This window comes from Corynebacterium sp. HMSC055D05, assembly GCF_001810365.1.
Lineage (GTDB): Bacteria > Actinomycetota > Actinomycetes > Mycobacteriales > Mycobacteriaceae > Corynebacterium > Corynebacterium coyleae.
In genome coordinates, this window is sequence record NZ_KV801084.1 from 1 (window position 1) to 15,593 (window position 15,593).

Genomic DNA, 15,593 nt, shown 5'->3' on the forward strand with positions numbered 1-15,593 from the left:
TTGTGTACGCCGCGTTTGTCACCGACGTTTACTCTCGACGGATCGTTGGGTGGGCGTTATCAGATTCCATGCGCACCGAAGCACTGCCGTTGCAAGCTCTCAACCAGGCGATCGTGTGTGCTGAGGAAACAACAGGTCTCATTCACCATTCGGATCACGGATCGCAGTACGTCAGCGTGGTCTACAACGAGCGACTTACCCAACACGGCATTACAGCTTCCACCGGAACTGTCGGTGACTCCTACGACAATGCTCTTGCTGAAAACGTCAACGGATCCTACAAGAACGAGCTGATCCATACCCGCAGGTGGAATGACGTTGTCGAGGTAGAAATCGCGACGTTCGAGTGGGTGTCATGGTGGAACGAGACAAGGCTTCACCAAAGCTTGGGATACCGAACCCCGGTCGAGGTGGAAACCGAATTTTGGAAGCAGAACCCACCCCAGGAAATAATAGAAATCAAGGCAAACGCCTAGGAACAAAACCCGGGGCACTTCACTCTGGGTACTTTAGTGCCCAGAGGCTTATCTACATGGCACGTTCGCTACGGGTTCGTCGTTCTAACAGCCAGTCAGACAAGAAGGAACCGTGGCGTAGTTTCGGGATAGCCACATCGACGGTGCTGACCCGTGTATCCAGTAGTCGGTGGCGGTAGCCGTTGCGGTGGTTGACGCGGTTGTCGCTGGTGGTGCCGTAGTCAGCGCTGCCGACAGTATCGTCTTGGGAAGATAGAATTTGGTTGATGAAATCACCGAGCATCTGACGCGTCAGATCGGGTGATGCTTGAGTGAGTAGCTCTTCGAGGTATGCTTTTGGTTGCCAGTTGTGTCGGCACCGGGGGCTTAACTGTGAGAAGCGGGTCGAATAGCGGAGTTCTCCGCTAGGAGGTGTAAAAATTCCTCTGGGTCTTTAACCGTCAAGCGAATGGGTCTTCCGATATTGCGGTGTAGGAGGATATTTGCAGAACCGGCATGGAATGAAATAGTGCCATCCAGGAAGTGAACCCCAAACGTTTGGGATTCGAGTATGGGGCCCGAGGGAAGGATCTCCGCCCCCTTCAGAGATTCCAAACGAACGTTGCTAACTGGAATGCCAAGAACTGAAATCCGAAGGATTTCATCATTCAGCAACACCCCGACATTAAAGAAAATTGCCAGAGACACTAAAAGACCGCATGTGATAAAGGCGGTTTGATCTCTTCTGGTCAAGAAGTAGACACACAATAAGAGTACTGCGAAGATAAGTACGATCCGACTAAAATTATATCCAAATACTCTTGATCGATAACTTGAACCAGTCATGAATATCACTCAACTTCCTTCCAACTATCTTCATGGGTAGTAAGGCGAAAGTAGCTGCAGCTATGCCTTAAGGTCCTAATGTGTGTATAGCGTACACCCATCTGTACGCGCTGACCTGCGGCGTTGTGGGTTGTGCCGAGCGTGCTGCCGGAGTCCCTTTCAGTGTCCCTGGGGTAGGAGCGGCCGCATGAAGGTGCGCTCGTACCGCAGGACGCACTCGGACTCGTCTCGAATCCGGTCAGCGGCGATGAAGTCCGAGTGGGTGCCGAACAAGGTGCGGTACTGCTCGTAGGCAGCCAGGCTGGGGAAGCTGAACAGGGATTCCGCACGGTCACTCACACCTTCCGCGGGTAGGTAGTACCCGTGGTGGGTGCCGCCGTGTTCGTCGACATGCCGCATCCAAGCGCGGGCGAACTGTTCAAAGGCTGCGATCTGGTCGGGGTCGATGGTGTAGTGGACGACACAGGTGATCACATCCACAACGCTAGGCCCACAGGCGCTCATTGGGGAGCCTTTGTCTGTGCGCCTCGTGGTGCAGCACACCAATCTGCCTGGTTTACCTGCGGAAATGCGTCAGTTCGCCAAGTTGGCGCCGAGTTCAACGGTGAGAACTCCGACGGCGATGAGGAGGATGCCGAGGGCCATGGTTCGGGTGAGGGGTTCGTGGAAGATGACCCGGGCGAGGATCGCGGTGAGAGCTACGCCGGATGCTGCCCAGATGCCGTAGGCGACGCCAAGGGCCATGCCGTCGGCCAAGGCGAGACTTAAGGCGACGAACGCCACGAGATACCCCGCGATGACGCCGATGAACCATTTCTTCACCCGGCCACCGTCGGAGGCTCGTAGCGACATGGTCGCGACGACTTCGGACAAGATGGCGCCTGCGAGGAAGATCCATCTCATGAGTTGACTCCTGCTTCCTGGGCTGCGGTTTGCTGAGCTTTCTGGGAGCCGAGTTCGACGGTGAGGACACCGCTGATGATCGCAACCATTCCAAGACCCATCACAGCAGTCAGAGGTTCACCGAAAATCGCGGCGGATAGCACAGCGGCGAGCACGACCCCGCTGGCTCCCCAGATGCCATAGGCGACGCCGATCTGCATTCCTTCGCGCAGGCAGAAGGTGAGGAAGACGAAAGCGCCGATGTATCCGGCAGCAACCACGATGTACCAGGATGGGTGATTGAGCGCCGCCTTGAGAGACAGCGTCGCCGCCACTTCGGTAGTGATGGCACCAGCGAGCAGGAACCACTGCTTCATGGGGTTGTTCCTTCGATCAGGGAGCGAATGCTGGAGACGACGGCTTCGAGATCCGCGCCGTGGAGGGTGGACACACCTGTGGCCTGGGCGCCCCAGAGTCCGTCGGCGGCGAGTCGGGCGGTGGTCAGCCTGGCTCGGGTGGCGGCGTCGAGATCGTCCGGGAGTTCGAGCCAGCGGCCCATCCGCGTAGTCCACGGTTCGGTGAGTTCGGGCCGGTACGTCGCTTGGCCCCAGATGATGAACTCGGCGCGCTTGGCGGCCCCGTGGGCGGCGACGTGAACGTAGCTCAGGAGCCGCTCGGTGGCGTTGGCGTTCTCGAGGGGCTTGCCAAGGGTGGCAGTCATGTCGTTCTCGACGTTGGCCGCAGCGTGGTCGACGATCGCGGCGAGCAGTACGTCGCGGTTGCGGAAGTGATATAGCAATCCCGGTTTGGTGAGCCCGGCCTCGTGGGCCACTGCGTCAAGGGTAATGTCGCCACCCTCCGCTGCGTTCATGACGCGGAGGGCAGCTTCCAGGATCTCGGAGCGCTGACTGGTTCGCATATAGCTAACTTTACCATTTGGTAGGTGAAGCCTTCAACTGCGGGCGCTGGTAGGGGCACCTGGGGTACACCCCAAGCGAACAATTTGTGAATGAAAAAACTTCCTGTTCGCTAGGGTTAGTTCCAAGACTAACGGAACAGAACCGTCACTGCCTCTGGAGATCACTGAACAGTTGGGGGCGATCTCAGGACAAAAGGTGGGCTATGCCCGGGTGAGTTCGAAAGATCAGAACCTTGATCGTCAGATTGAACAACTCAAGGCAGAGAAGGTCTTCACCTATTACACGGATAAGGCCAGTGGTGGATCGCGTGAGCGCCCTGGACTTGATGAAGCAATGCGATATGTCCGTGCAGGAGATCAGCTTGTCGTCACGTCGATGGATCGGTGCGCGCGTTCACTGACGGATCTGTACGCCATTGTTGACGAGCTAGTCAGCAAAGGAGTGTCGGTGAAGTTCCTCAAGGAGGGACAGACCTACTCAAAAGACTCCACCCCGATCGCCAAGCTGATGCTAGGACTGTTGGGTTTTGTTCAGTTGGGTAAGGCCGTGAAAGAGCTGGATCAACACCGTGAAATAGTTGAAAAAAATAACCCCGCAGGTTTCCCTGCGGGGTGTCGTTGTTAGAACGGTGCTTCGTCGTTGTCGGCGTCAGCGCCAGCCAGGGCGGCGTTCGCCGCCTCGCCTCCGCGACGGGCTGCGCGCGCAGCGGACTCTTTCTTGGAGTCGATCAGCTGCACGGTGTCGATACGGGCGACCAGCGGGTAGTGCTTCACACCGTCCTTGTCGGTGTAGACGTCGGTCTTCAGCGAGTAGCTCACTGCGACACGGTCGCCGGACCCGATGCAGCCGAACACGCCGGGGTTCTTCGCGTCCTGGACGTAGCCGGTCAGCTCCACGATCTCGCTTTCCACCTTGCCGGTGGACTTGTTCTTGAAGGTGTTGCGCGCATAGACGCTGAGCTTCACCGTCGCGCCGCCGTTTGCGTGCTCGAACAGCTTGGGTGCGCGAGCTGCGTTGCCGACGATGGTGCCGTTGTTGAAGGGGTTGGACATGATGGTTCTCCTTATGTGGGTGGGTGTGAATTGCCGTGCAATGTGGGTGTTGAAGCAGCTGCTTTGCTGCTGCGGGGGGTTGCGCTGTCGTTACAGCACTGCCCAGGGCAGCGGCGTGCCTGCCGCCTCTAGGTCGCGCAGTTCTTGTGCTGCACCCGGATCGGCGTCCTCGCCGTCGATGCCGTCGGCGAGCTGGTAGAGCAGTTCCAGGTCGGTGTGGGTGATGTCGCGCATCACGTGCCTCCTTGTTCGGATTGGTGGTCAATCCGTCTGTTGGAGACAGCTCTGCTGTCTAGGGGTCGCTCCCCTGCCTCGTTGAAGTGTCTGCTGTCGCAAGCCACGGCCGACGAGAAAAAAAGAAACCCCGTTGCATCGCTGCAACGGGGTGTGTGGTGCTACTCGGTGAACAAGATCGTGCGGGTCTTCTCGGCGCCCTCGCGGACGAGTTCGACCATCCGCTCGCCTTGGCCGATGTCGGTCAGCTTCGCCACCAACGACGGGAAGTTCTCGTCTGGCCCGATCTCGGTGGCTCGGTGCGCGGCCACGCCAGCTAGTCCCGGCTGGCCTGTGGCGTGCGCAAGCACGGCAACCGTGGTGGTGAGCTGCGCGCGCATCCCTGGCCAGCTGGTCGGGACAGCACGCATAACCTGCTCCGCGAACCGTAGGCCCGCCTGCGGGTCATCGAGCAGCGCCGCGAGCAGCGCGTCTCGCAAGCGCGGCGTGGTGAAGCATTTCAGCGCAGACCGAACAGCGCGAGCGCTCGGCTGGGTTATTCCTGCCGCCGCCTGCTCGTATTCACGCTGCAGCACGTCTGCGAACATGGGCGGGATATACGCCAGCGCGTCTTCGATGATGTCGGCGTGCTCGGCAGCGTCGATGCCGTGGTCAGTGCTGTTCAACCGTGCCTCGATGTCGTCTTTGCTCGGCTCCGGCAGCTCGCCGGTGTGCTCTAGCATCTGCCGCAGCGCCGCCGATGCGGCGACCTCGCCGACAACGCCGTGGCGCGGCTCGTCGATGAGCGGATGCTGGTACACAGACCACCACGCAGCCCCGGTGACGATCTCGGGCACTTGCACCACCCCGAGCAGCGGCGGTAGGTGCACTGCCCCACTAGTGAGATACGTGGCCGTCTCGTCAAAGACCGGCTGCGCAATGTCATCGCTGATCATGTACGCGATAACAGCGTCGAGTTCGAGGTGGTGGACCCACGCTGCGAACCGCTCGCGGCTCTCGGTGAGCTTCTCCACGGCCTCGTCCAGATCGAACCGCGCGACCGGGCCGAGGCGGACGGTGTCGACGCCCTCGTCGTCGACGAAGAACGCGAGGATCAGCGAGTTGTTCGGGTAGAACCCGAGGATGCCGGGGAGGTTCGCGAGGATCTCGCCGTGGGATGCAAGCGTGTGGGAATGAGTGGACATGGCAGTGCTCCTTTGCACGAATACGGGGTGAACGTGGTCAATCCCGTATTCAGTCCGGCTCTGCCGGTCGCAGGCGTATCCCCGCAGTGCAGTGCCTTTGTGCGCTCGGCGTCGCTAGCGCAGCCTGATGCTCGCTCGCTGGGTGCGAGCGCTAGCGACGCAGCATTGTTAGATCCCCGCGTCGCCGCTGGTTAAGCGTTACCTTTGGCGCGGTTGTGAGACTTGCACAGCAGTTCGCAGTTGCTTTCCTCGAACTGCCGACTCCCGTGGCGTTCCTTCGTTGCTGCCGCCCTAGCAATCACTAAGCAATGCACCGAAAACCTGCGCCGCGTCGTTGGAGCGTCGCAGTTCCGTTTGGTGCAGGATTTTGACCCTAGTGCACCAGCTAGTGCACCAAATGGCGATCCGATCACAAAATGAAGAAGGCCCCTACCAGCGTTTCCACTGGTAGGGGCCTTATCTTAGTAGCGGGGGCTGGATTCGAACCAACGACCTCTGGGTTATGAGCCCAGCGAGCTACCGAGCTGCTCCACCCCGCGTCGGGCGCAATATGTGATTTTCGCCTGTCGCCGTAACCAGCAACGTGGACTTACTATACATACACCGACAGAGAGCACCAAACCGCCTGTTCACGACGGTTTGGTGCGATCCAATTATCGGGGCTTCCCTACTACTGCCGCTACCGCTACTACTGCCGTTACTGCTGGGCAGCGAGCTGGCCGAGGATGCCGTAGATGTGCTTCGAGGCGCCCAGGGTCAGGCCGCCGTCGACAGCAATCTCTGCGCCGTTGATGTAGGACGCGTCGTCGGACGCGAGGAACAGCACCGTCTTCGCAACCTCCTCGGCGCGGCCCGGACGGTTCGCTGCTGCGAGCGGAAGCGGTGCACCCTCTACAAGGGAATCTGCCGTCATCGGGGTTGCAATCGCGCCCGGGTGGACGGAGTTGATGCGGATGTTCTCGTCGGCAACGTCGGCGGCGACCGTCTTGGTCATGCCGCGCACTGCCCACTTGGATGCCACGTAGCCGGTCGCACTGACTTGGCCTTCCAGGCCCGCGGTGGACGACATGTTGATGATCGCGCCGCCGCCCTGCTTACGGATCTCCGGGATGGCGTACTTCATGCCCAAGAACACGCCGTCCACGTTGACGGCCATGATCTTCTGGAACTGCTCCAGGGTGGTGTCCTCCACTCCCGTCATCTGAAGGATGCCGGCGTTGTTCACCAAGATGTCCAGGCGGCCGAACGCCTCGTTCGTCGCCGCGATGGCGTCCTTCCAGTCCTGTTCGTCGGCAACGTTGAGCTTCACAAAAATTGCGTTGTCGCCGAGCTCGTTTGCCAGTTCCCCGCCGATCTCTTCGTTGAGGTCAGCGATGACAACCTTTGCGCCTTCTTCGACGAAGAGTTTGCAGTCTGCTGCGCCCATTCCCGATGCACCACCGGTCACAAGCGCTACTTTTCCGTCAAAACGTCCCATGATCTATCCAGCCTTTCTCTCAAAGAGTTGGTTGTGAACACCATGCTAGATACAAAAATGGTGCATCGCGCGCCCACTTCGCGCGATGCACCCGGTCCTGGGGGGACGAGATAACTATAACCCGTTACTGCGCCTTCTGGTACTCAGCCACTGCACGGTCGAGTTGGTCGATGGCGCGACCGTACTCCTCGAAGGAGCCGTTGCGGGCACCCTCCAGGTTACGAAGAGCATCATTGATCCTGTTCAGGGCCTCGTCACGGTTTACCTTCGGCGCGTTATCACCCTCCGGTGTGGCTTCCTTGTTTTCCTCAGCGGGGGTAGTTTCAGCCTCACCCTGTGGTGCGTTTTCGTCCACCACTTCGACTTCCTGGGCTGCGTCAGAGTGGATACCCACCTGCTTCAGCGCCTGGGACACGGTCGGGGCGTAGCCCACCTGGCCGCGGTAGAACACCAGCACGCGCAACAGCTTCGGGAAGGCCGAGGCCTGGTCCTTGCGCTGCGAGTAGATCGGCTCGACGTAGAGGATCTCGCCGCCGCCCACCGGCAGGGTGAGCAGGTTGCCGTTCTTCAGATCGTTCGTCCCCTCCCACAGGGTGCGGTCACGCGCCACCTGGTCGGAGGACATCAGGGCGTCCTGAGCCTGCTTCGGACCCTGGGTTTGGGTGTTCGTCGGCAGGACGCGCACGGTGATGTTGCCGTAGGTCTCCGGATCAGAAGACACCGCCATGTGTGCGGACAGGAACTCGCGGTTCAGGCCACGGAACGGGGTGATCAGCTGGAAGGACGGCTTATTGGTCTCCGGGTCAGCGGCCACCACGTAGTACGGCGGCTGGTTCAGCTGGTCGCGGCCTTCCGGTGCGGTCGGGTCGTTCGGCACAGACCAGAAGGCGTCGTTGTTGAAGAACACGCCCGGGTCATCCACGTGGTAGCGCGCCAGCAGGTCACGCTGGACCTTGAACAGATCCTCCGGGTAACGCAGGTGGTCACGCAAGGAGTCGGTGATGTCCGAGTTCGGGCGCACGGTGCCCGGGAAGGACTTCATCCAGGCGTTGAGCACCGGATCGGACTCGTCGAACGCGTAGAGGTCCACGGTGCCGTCGTAGGCGTCCACGGTGGCCTTGACGGAGTTGCGGATGTAGCCGACGTTGTCGGTGATCAGACGCTGGGTGGTGCCGTCCGGGTTCAGCGCGTCCTGCGTGGTGTCCTGCAGGGAGGTGCGCGTGGAGTACGGCAGCTGGGACAGGGTGGTGTAGCCGTCCACGATCCACTTCACGCGACCGTCGATGACAGCCGGGTAGGTCTTGGAGTCGGTGGTCAGCCACGGTGCGACCTTTTCCACACGCTTGCGCGGGTCACGGTCGTAGAGCACCTTCGAGTTGCCGCCAACGCGATCGGACAGCAGGAAGCTCAGTTCCTGGTACTTCACGGCGTACGCCACGCGGTTGATCGGGTTGCCGATGTCCACGCCGCCCTTGCCGGTGTAGGTGTAGGTGGAGTTGTCGGTGTCGTACTCCACCGGGCCCTGGCCGTTGTCGCCCACAATGGCGTAGTCCAGACCATCCTGCGCAGAGGCGATCACCGGGCCGAAGTAGATGCGCGGCTCTTCTACCTTGATGCCCAGCTCTTCAGCCTCGCCGGACTCCTTGGCGGCAGCGTTGGCCTGCAGGTCAGACACGGTAAAGATTGGCAGGCCACCACGGGTGGAGCCGGCGTCCTGCGCGGCCTCGTCGACAGTGTTGGCTTGCGCTGCGACAAAGCCGTTGCCGTGGGTGTACACGGTGTGGCGGTTAATCCAGTCGCGCTGGTTTTCACTCAGCGCGTTCGGGTCCATCTCACGCGCGGCGACAACGTAGTCGCGCATCTGGCCGTCGACCTCGTAGCGGTCCATGGCCAGCTGGTCTGGGAAGCCGTAGAAGTTACGCAGCTGCTGGTTCTGGGTAAACGTCGGGGAAATGATGTCCGGGTCCAGCAGGCGCAGGTTGGAAATCGTCGCCTCGTCCTTGGCCACATCGGCATTCGAGGTGTTGCCGCCCCAGTTCTCCATGTAGGTGACCTTGTCATCGGTCAGCCCGTATGCCTCGCGGGTGGCCTCGATGTTGCGGCCGATGTACTCGTACTCCTTGGCCTGACGGTTCGGCTTGACCGAGAACTGCTCCAAAAGCGCCGGCCACACGTTGCCCACCACGATGGAGGACACCAGCATGAGCACCGTTGCCAGCACTGGGACGCGGAAGTCCTTGAACACGATGGAGGCGAAAAACGCCGCTGCGACAACCACAGCGATGACGGTGAGGATGATCTTCGCGGGCAGCATCGCGTTGACCGCGGTGTAGGACGCACCGGTGAAGATGTCATTCTGGCTGGATAGCAGGTAGTAGCGGTCCAGCCAGTAGGTCACGGCCTTGGTCAGCATCCACAGGCCTGCGGTGACGGCGAGCTGGATGCGTGCCGGCTTGGACACCATGCCTTTGACTCCGGTGACGTTGTTGCCAATGCGGATGCCACCGAGCATGTAGTGGCCCACCGCACCGATCAAAAATGCCACGGCGAGCAGCATGGACAGCGTGCCCACAATCGCAGAGATTGCCGGCAGGCTAAACGCGTAGAAGCCAAGATCCTTGCCAAACTGCGGGTCGGTGGTGCCAAAGTCCCCACCGTTGAACCACATCATGAACACACGCCACATGCGCTGGCCAGCAAGACCAGACATGATGCCCACGATCACCGGCACCCAGGTCAGCAGCCCCTTCACACCGTCTTGCACGGCGGCGCGGTACTGCGCTTGCTGCGAGGTCTCGCCGAAAATATCGCCGCTGTCTTGTTGCCTGCCACGCCACGCAATCCGTGCCGCTGCCCATGCGACGGCTGCACCAAGCAGCGCGAAGATGACAAACAGCACGACACGGAAGAGGATCACTCGGTTGAAAACACCGCGGAAGTCAACCTCCCCAAACCAGAGAAAATCGGTATAGATACCGATCAGCACTGGCAGGAGGAAGAAAAGTGCGGCGAGTACACCGAGTGTGACCATGAGGCCTTTATTCGGTTTCTGCGACCGTGGTTGTGGCCGGGTGAGGCGGGTAGCCAAGCCTGCTCCTTAGGAATAGTGTTGTCCAACGTCTATGTGCATTACAGCCTAGAAAGTTTAACGGCCAACAATCCGGAAAGGTTCCCGTGCGCGAACAACAAGCCCTGAATAAGGCCATGATGGAGGCCGTCGATTTCGTCCACGCCGAAGGTTGGGACGCCCCGCCAACCCTCTTCGGTCTGGTACCAACGCAATTGCTTGTCGACGAGCTGGGCACCCTCGACGACTCCTCCCCCCTCACCCTGGTTGTGCAGGAATTGCCGGAGAATATCCTGCCCGGTTCCGAGGAGCTCGGCGAGTATGTCACCCGCCTGGCCTGGCCGCGTGAGGTTGAAGGCGTGATCCTGGCGCAGGAGATCCTCTTCCGCGACGCCTCTGCCCCGGCGGATGCCGAGGCGCGCCCGGCGCGGTTGTTCTCCGGCGTGCTGCGTACCGAAGACATCGAGCAGACCCTGCTGCAGATGCGCCTGACGGATGAAGAGTTGGAGGAGCGCGGCCCCTTCGCCCAGGACGACATTGAGCTGCGTGGCGGCCCGGATGTCGCCCCGGGTGTGATCGCTGCGCTGCGCTACGGGCTTGAGCAAGACCCGGACGACCTGGTTTAAGCTAGACACCCGAAACCCAATCCAAGGAGCTTCTGACCGTGTCTGTGTCCCGCCGCGCAATCGCCTCCGCTGTCCTTGTCGGCTCGCTGTCTCTTGCCGCCTGTGGTGGTGGCGAGGACGACGAGGCCAACGCGACCAGCAGCCCCATCTCGACGTCGTACATCAGCGAGGACCCAACCACCTCCTCGGATTCGGAGACGACCACGCCTGAAACGACCACCTCCGTGACAACTACCATCGCTGCGTCTGAATCTGGCACGGCGTCGGAGTCGGAGTCTGCGTCTGAGTCTGCTTCCGAGACGGTGTCGTCGACAAGCACAAGCTCCTCGAAGCGGGAGAAAGCGGACTCGTCTGCGGAGGCAACCTTGGAGAAGGTACGCGAGCGCTTCGCCTCCCTTGCGCCTGAGGAGTTCTTCGACCAGTTCGAAGGCTGCGGCGCCGGCGGGATCAGCGGTTCTTATGACTGCCAGGGCGACGAGATCGGCCAGTTCCAATTCTTCGACTCCGAATCGAAGGCGGCCTCCTCGACCCAACTGCTCACGGAGCTGCGCTCCTCGCGCGTGGTGGAAGACTCCGGCGACCGCGTAGTCGGCTGGTCCACGCTGGGCACCTCCGCGATCATCACCGTGGTGGATAACCGCGAGGGCCTGGTCATGCAGCAACTGATCTCCTCCGACCAGGAGGACCCGCGCCAGCGGATCTACGACCTCGGCCTGGCGAAGAATCCCTAGCCCTTAGCCGTCGCAGGTTGGCACGTCGCGGCCTGCGGCGAACGCCTCCATCGCATCCACTGCCTCCTGGAGGGTGGACACGGCGGCGACGGTCATGTCGCCAGCGTCGGCCTGCTTCACCGCATCACAATTGCCCTTCGGCGCGAGGAACAACTCGGCGCCCTCATCGCGCGAGCCACGGATTTTGTGGGTGATGCCGCCGATGGGGCCGACCTCGCCGTCGTCGTTAATCGTGCCGGTACCGGCAACGAACTTGCCCCCGTTGAGCTCGCCTGGCGTCAACTTGTCAATCACCGCCAGCGAAAACATCATGCCCGCACTCGGACCACCGATGTCGTTGAGGTTGTAGTGCACCTTCAGGCCATCGGCGGGCTCAGAATCCATAAGAATGCCAAGCATCGGCTTGCCCTTCTCGTGCGGATTCTCCTTCAGCTCGACGGTCTTCGTCTCTTCTTTGCCGTCGCGGCTGATGGTCACATCCACCGTCTCGCCGGGCTTTTTGGCAAAGACCACGTCCTGGACCGCGCTCGGCTTGGCTACCGGAGTGGAGTCGATGGCAAGGATCTTGTCGCCTTGCTGCAAGATCCCGTCCGCGGCAGCGCCTTTGACCACGTCATGGATGTTCACCGTTGTGGGTTTGCCCAGATAGTGCATCGCCGCAACCGTCGCCGACGCCTCCGACGCGACAAACATCTGCTGGTTAAACTCGCGCGTTTCTTCCTCGCTGCGATCCGCCGGCATCACCTGCTCGATCGGCACCAGCGTGTCCTTCGTCACCGCCCAGCGCGCCAACGCCTGTCCCAACGTCATGTTCGTCCGCACCGACACCGTGGTCATATTCAGCTGCCCACCGGTGTCGAGGGTCTCAGCACCCTCGATGTCCACCACGGGCGTGCCCTGGATCTCGCTGAGCGTGTCAAACGTCGGGCCCGCCCCTTCCGCCGCGTACGGCACCGTGAGCTTGATGTCCGTGCCGGGAATGTGGTCCATCGTCATTCCCACCGCAAGCAACGCGATAGGCACTGCACCCCACACCAGCGTGGAAAAACGCTTGTTCGCTGTCTTGGTCGCGGGCGTGTGTTCTGCCGCGTCCGCTGGTGTGTGCGCGTTCGTCATGGTGGCACATGTTAGCGCAGCAACCAGCAGCTCCAACCCGCGCCGTTGTGCAGCTGTATTGTGGCGCCTATGAGTAACGGATTCGGATTCTCCTTTCCCAACGACGGCAACGACGACAACGAGGGCAGGGACAACGAAGGCAACAACCACGACAACGGGCGTGGCGAGCCGACCAACCCGTTTGCAGCCTTCGGTTTCGGCGGAAACTTTGGGTCCGGCGGGTTCGGTGGATTCGGAGGCCCCGGCGGCCCCGGTGGCCCCGGTGGCGCTGGTGGCGCTGGTGCTGGCGGGCTTGGCGACATCCTGAATCAGTTCGGCCAAATGCTCTCCGGCATGGGCTCCTCCATGAACGCCCAGGAGGACGGCGACGCCGTCAACTTCGACCTGGCCGCCCGCATGGCTCGTCAGCGCATCGCCGGGGTGAACCCGGTCAGCGAGGCAGACTCCCGCGCCGCCGAGGAGTCCTTCCGCCTAGCGGAGCTCTGGCTCGACGGTGCCACCGCACTGCCCGCCAGCCAGGCACAGGCCAAGGCCTGGAACGCCCAAGATTGGCTGGAGCAGACCATGCCGATGTGGAAGCGCCTGGTCAACCCGGTCGCCGCCAACATGGCGCGCGCCCAGCTAGACACCATGCCCGAAGAGGCCCGCGAGATGATGGGCCCGATGGTCAGCATGGTTAACCAGATGAACTCCATGCAGTTCGGCATGAAGTTGGGCCACGCACTGGGTGACCTTGCCCAGCAGGCGCTGACCGGCACCGACTTCGGCCTGCCTGTCGCACCCGCCGGCATCGGTGCGGTCCTACCGCGCAACATCGCGGAGATTTCCAAGGGCCTGGACCTGCCGGGCCAGGAAGTGATGGTCTACATCGCCGCACGCGAGGCCGCACGCCAGCGCCTGTTCCGCAACGTGCCGTGGCTGGTCGAGCGCCTCGTGTCCTCCGTGGAGGAATACGCCGCCGGCCTGCAGATTGACACCTCCCACATCGAAGAGGCCGTCCGCGACCTGAACCTGGATGGTGGCGACCCCGCACAGATCCAGGAGGCCATGCAACGCCTGCAAGACGAGGACCTCTCCCCGCGCGTAGGCACCCGCAACGCTGCCTCCACGTCGCGCTTGGAAACCCTGATCGCGCTTGTCGAAGGCTGGGTTGACGTCGTCGTCGACGAAGCCCTCAGCGAACGCATCCCCACCACCCCGCAACTCGCCGAGGCGTGGGCACGCCGCCGCGCCACCGGTGGTTCTGCTGAGCAGGCCTTTGCCAACATCGTCGGCATCGAACTCGCAGCCCCTCGCACCCGTGAGGCCGCCGAACTGTGGCGTCGCGCAGGCACCGCTGTGGGCGTGGATCGTCGCGACGCCGTCTGGGAGCACCCCGACCTCCTGCCGTCCAGCGAGCAGCTGGACAACCCGGCGTCCTTCATCGACACGCTTCTCGACGACACCCCCGACACCGACCTCGACGACGAATTTGCCAAGTTGGAAGAGGAACTGCGCAACAACCCCGAGTTGAAGCGCGAAGACGGCGACGGCAAAGACGACGGCAGCCAGGACGGCACGGAGCTGTAGGCGCTGCCTGGCCGCGCGTCGGGGCTGGGCTAGCCGTAGCGCTGGTAGGCCTCCAAAAACCCGCGGGCGCGCTCCGCCTTGGGCACCCGATCCGCCCAGGCGTAGAACTCTTTCGAATGGTTCGGGATGAAGGTGTGCGTTAACTCGTGCACCAGCACCGCGTCCAGCACGTAGGCCGGTACGTCGCGCAGCCGATCGCTGATGCGGATATCACCGGTCGATACGGTGCAGGAGCCCCAGCGCGTGTTTTGGTTAGACACCCACCGCACCGAACCAATCGTTGCCCGCCCCTGCAGAATTTCCTTGTTCAGGGTTTCGGCGCGGGTGCGTAGGGAGTCGTCGTCAAGCAAACGCGTCGACGTTTTCTTCTCCAACTTGGTCAGCATCTGCTCCACCATCTCGCGCTCCTGCGCTTTGGTGAAGTGCGCCGGAATGCGGATCTCCGCCACCCCGCCGACCACCCTGGCCTGCACCGTCTTCGCACGACGGGCGGAGCGGATCACGCGATATTGCATCCCAGACATAGCGCAACATTGTAGGATGCGACGCGGGGGTGGAACACACGTGGCAATCCAAGAACACACACGCATACAACTCGCGCGCGGCGTCCGCGTTTTCGTACGCGCGCCAGAAACAATCCAGTTCGGGGCGGACGCGACACGCACCGGGCTCATCACCGTGCCCAGCGCCGACGGGGTGGTCACGGTCCTCGACTCACTGACGCATCCGCGGATGCTCAAAACCGTTGTCGCAGCCCTTGCGGTGCATCTCGGTGAGGCGCGTGCGCGCAGTCTTATCGACGACCTCATCACCTACCGGCTCCTCATCCCCACCACCACCCCACAAGTGCTGGTGGTGGGGCGCGACGCGCTGGCCTCCCAGATCACGCTGCTGCTGTCGCGCCGTGGTGTGGTGACGCGCAGCCCGATGAAGGACGAGTCGGTGAGCAAGTTCCTCCTGGACCACGAGCCGCACCTGCCGGTGCTCGCCGTGAACTGTGCTGCCGAGGTGGATCAGATCGCCGCCGCGACCCGTGGCCGGCGTGGCCCTGTGGTGCCGGTGACGCAGTTCGACGCGCGCGTGGTCGTGGGCCCTGTGTGCGCTCCGCCTGGGCCGTGCCCGGTGTGCGCCCGGCTGTACCTTTTGGACCGGGACCCAAACATCGACCAGGTGGAGGAGCACCTCCCGCCGGCAATCGCCGCCGAGCCGGTTTCCCTGGCGGCCGGTGCGGTGGCGGCAGCGACGGTGGCGGGCAGGCTTGCCGGTGCGCCCGACCCGCCCGGGGTGTCGGCGCCGACACCTGTGGCTGGTGACGTGGTGGTCGCAGACCCGTTCGCGCCTGTGCCTGTGGTGTCGCAGCGGGTGCCGTCGCACCCGGACTGCCCGATGTGCTTCTAGCGCTGGCTGGGCTGGCGCGGCTGGGGTGGCGCGGCT

General features: G+C 62.1%; 17 protein-coding genes, 1 tRNA gene and 1 pseudogene. 6 read left to right on the top strand and 13 right to left on the bottom strand.

The features are described 5' to 3' along the window. On the top strand, positions 1–476 hold a 476-nt coding region (locus HMPREF2734_RS11285), incomplete at its 5' end, for an IS3 family transposase (RefSeq protein ID WP_141750497.1). 55 nt (positions 477–531) lie between these two features. On the opposite strand, the pseudogene HMPREF2734_RS11675 reads toward HMPREF2734_RS11285, so the two are convergent. The 5 genes and pseudogenes from HMPREF2734_RS11675 to HMPREF2734_RS11310 form a co-directional block, all read right to left on the bottom strand. Continuing rightward, positions 532–816 (bottom strand): annotated as a pseudogene (locus HMPREF2734_RS11675) (transposase); the annotation flags it as partial. A gap of 644 nt (positions 817–1,460) precedes the next feature. Next, complete coding sequence (locus tag HMPREF2734_RS11295) at positions 1,461–1,775, bottom strand: NIPSNAP family protein (RefSeq protein ID WP_174232238.1); 315 nt, start codon at positions 1,773–1,775, stop codon at positions 1,461–1,463. A gap of 99 nt (positions 1,776–1,874) precedes the next feature. Next, complete coding sequence (locus tag HMPREF2734_RS11300) at positions 1,875–2,204, bottom strand: DMT family transporter (RefSeq protein WP_003849969.1); 330 nt, start codon at positions 2,202–2,204, stop codon at positions 1,875–1,877. Continuing rightward, on the bottom strand, positions 2,201–2,560 hold the full coding sequence (locus HMPREF2734_RS11305; RefSeq protein WP_003849971.1) for a DMT family transporter: 360 nt from the start codon (positions 2,558–2,560) through the stop codon (positions 2,201–2,203). The genes HMPREF2734_RS11300 and HMPREF2734_RS11305 overlap by 4 nt, the downstream gene beginning before the upstream one ends. After that, the gene (locus tag HMPREF2734_RS11310; protein WP_034666346.1) at positions 2,557–3,102 is read right to left on the bottom strand and encodes a TetR/AcrR family transcriptional regulator; all 546 of its coding nucleotides are present in this window, start codon (positions 3,100–3,102) and stop codon (positions 2,557–2,559) included. The genes HMPREF2734_RS11305 and HMPREF2734_RS11310 overlap by 4 nt, the downstream gene beginning before the upstream one ends. 196 nt (positions 3,103–3,298) lie before the next feature. Here HMPREF2734_RS11310 and HMPREF2734_RS11315 point away from each other — a divergent pair, with 196 nt between their 5' ends. Next, positions 3,299–3,727: a recombinase family protein gene (locus HMPREF2734_RS11315; RefSeq protein WP_256008564.1), complete on the top strand. Its 429-nt coding sequence runs from the start codon at positions 3,299–3,301 to the stop codon at positions 3,725–3,727. On the opposite strand, the gene HMPREF2734_RS11320 is transcribed toward HMPREF2734_RS11315, so the two are convergent. The 6 genes from HMPREF2734_RS11320 to HMPREF2734_RS11340 form a co-directional block, all read right to left on the bottom strand. Beyond that, positions 3,724–4,155, bottom strand: coding sequence for a single-stranded DNA-binding protein (locus HMPREF2734_RS11320; RefSeq protein WP_070571001.1), 432 nt, complete (start codon positions 4,153–4,155; stop codon positions 3,724–3,726). The two genes, HMPREF2734_RS11315 and HMPREF2734_RS11320, sit on opposite strands and share 4 nt — an antisense overlap. A 90-nt stretch (positions 4,156–4,245) precedes the next feature. Beyond that, entirely contained in the window at positions 4,246–4,389 is a 144-nt protein-coding gene (locus HMPREF2734_RS12125; protein WP_016456431.1) for a hypothetical protein, read from the bottom strand. Positions 4,390–4,550: 161 nt separating this feature from the next. Next, positions 4,551–5,573, bottom strand: coding sequence for a DUF4192 domain-containing protein (locus tag HMPREF2734_RS11325; RefSeq protein ID WP_070571002.1), 1,023 nt, complete (start codon positions 5,571–5,573; stop codon positions 4,551–4,553). 465 nt (positions 5,574–6,038) lie between these two features. Then, positions 6,039–6,112: transfer RNA gene (locus HMPREF2734_RS11330), tRNA-Met, on the bottom strand. A gap of 158 nt (positions 6,113–6,270) precedes the next feature. Continuing rightward, positions 6,271–7,050 carry a glucose 1-dehydrogenase gene (locus HMPREF2734_RS11335; protein ID WP_070422409.1) on the bottom strand — a complete coding sequence of 260 codons (780 nt, stop codon included), beginning with the start codon at positions 7,048–7,050 and terminating at the stop codon, positions 6,271–6,273. 124 nt (positions 7,051–7,174) lie between these two features. Beyond that, positions 7,175–10,081, bottom strand: a complete 2,907-nt coding sequence (locus HMPREF2734_RS11340; protein WP_246816833.1) for a UPF0182 family protein — start codon at positions 10,079–10,081, stop codon at positions 7,175–7,177. 173 nt (positions 10,082–10,254) lie between these two features. On the opposite strand from HMPREF2734_RS11340, the gene HMPREF2734_RS11345 reads away from it, so the two are divergent. Continuing rightward, positions 10,255–10,743: a PPA1309 family protein gene (locus tag HMPREF2734_RS11345; protein ID WP_070451114.1), complete on the top strand. Its 489-nt coding sequence runs from the start codon at positions 10,255–10,257 to the stop codon at positions 10,741–10,743. A gap of 38 nt (positions 10,744–10,781) precedes the next feature. Beyond that, on the top strand, positions 10,782–11,474 hold the full coding sequence (locus HMPREF2734_RS11350) for a hypothetical protein (RefSeq protein ID WP_246816831.1): 693 nt from the start codon (positions 10,782–10,784) through the stop codon (positions 11,472–11,474). 3 nt (positions 11,475–11,477) lie between these two features. On the opposite strand, the gene HMPREF2734_RS11355 is transcribed toward HMPREF2734_RS11350, so the two are convergent. Further along, complete coding sequence (locus tag HMPREF2734_RS11355; protein ID WP_070451105.1) at positions 11,478–12,590, bottom strand: YlbL family protein; 1,113 nt, start codon at positions 12,588–12,590, stop codon at positions 11,478–11,480. Between the two features lie 69 nt (positions 12,591–12,659). Here HMPREF2734_RS11355 and HMPREF2734_RS11360 point away from each other — a divergent pair, with 69 nt between their 5' ends. Next, positions 12,660–14,159 (top strand): zinc-dependent metalloprotease, encoded by a 1,500-nt coding sequence (locus HMPREF2734_RS11360; protein ID WP_070571005.1) that lies wholly within the window; start codon positions 12,660–12,662, stop codon positions 14,157–14,159. A gap of 29 nt (positions 14,160–14,188) precedes the next feature. On the opposite strand, the gene HMPREF2734_RS11365 is transcribed toward HMPREF2734_RS11360, so the two are convergent. Beyond that, positions 14,189–14,683, bottom strand: coding sequence for a M48 metallopeptidase family protein (locus HMPREF2734_RS11365; protein WP_070571006.1), 495 nt, complete (start codon positions 14,681–14,683; stop codon positions 14,189–14,191). A gap of 40 nt (positions 14,684–14,723) precedes the next feature. Between HMPREF2734_RS11365 and HMPREF2734_RS11370 the strand changes: the two genes are divergently transcribed. Continuing rightward, on the top strand, positions 14,724–15,557 hold the full coding sequence (locus HMPREF2734_RS11370) for a hypothetical protein (RefSeq protein ID WP_083308178.1): 834 nt from the start codon (positions 14,724–14,726) through the stop codon (positions 15,555–15,557). The last annotated feature ends 36 nt before the right edge of the window (positions 15,558–15,593 follow it).

Excerpts from the sequence above, each read along its gene's own strand:
- HMPREF2734_RS11360 (WP_070571005.1), top strand. The coding sequence starts at position 12,660 with ATGAGTAACGGATTCGGATTCTCCTTTCCCAACGACGGCAACGACGAC.
- HMPREF2734_RS11335 (WP_070422409.1), bottom strand. The coding sequence starts at position 7,050 with ATGGGACGTTTTGACGGAAAAGTAGCGCTTGTGACCGGTGGTGCATCG.
- HMPREF2734_RS11300 (WP_003849969.1), bottom strand. The coding sequence starts at position 2,204 with ATGAGATGGATCTTCCTCGCAGGCGCCATCTTGTCCGAAGTCGTCGCG.
- HMPREF2734_RS11325 (WP_070571002.1), bottom strand. The coding sequence starts at position 5,573 with ATGTCCACTCATTCCCACACGCTTGCATCCCACGGCGAGATCCTCGCG.
- HMPREF2734_RS11355 (WP_070451105.1), bottom strand. The coding sequence starts at position 12,590 with ATGACGAACGCGCACACACCAGCGGACGCGGCAGAACACACGCCCGCG.
- HMPREF2734_RS11320 (WP_070571001.1), bottom strand. The coding sequence starts at position 4,155 with ATGTCCAACCCCTTCAACAACGGCACCATCGTCGGCAACGCAGCTCGC.
- HMPREF2734_RS11345 (WP_070451114.1), top strand. The coding sequence starts at position 10,255 with ATGATGGAGGCCGTCGATTTCGTCCACGCCGAAGGTTGGGACGCCCCG.
- HMPREF2734_RS11365 (WP_070571006.1), bottom strand. The coding sequence starts at position 14,683 with ATGTCTGGGATGCAATATCGCGTGATCCGCTCCGCCCGTCGTGCGAAG.
- HMPREF2734_RS11340 (WP_246816833.1), bottom strand. The coding sequence starts at position 10,081 with ATGGTCACACTCGGTGTACTCGCCGCACTTTTCTTCCTCCTGCCAGTG.
- HMPREF2734_RS11305 (WP_003849971.1), bottom strand. The coding sequence starts at position 2,560 with ATGAAGCAGTGGTTCCTGCTCGCTGGTGCCATCACTACCGAAGTGGCG.
- HMPREF2734_RS12125 (WP_016456431.1), bottom strand. The coding sequence starts at position 4,389 with ATGCGCGACATCACCCACACCGACCTGGAACTGCTCTACCAGCTCGCC.
- HMPREF2734_RS11310 (WP_034666346.1), bottom strand. The coding sequence starts at position 3,102 with ATGCGAACCAGTCAGCGCTCCGAGATCCTGGAAGCTGCCCTCCGCGTC.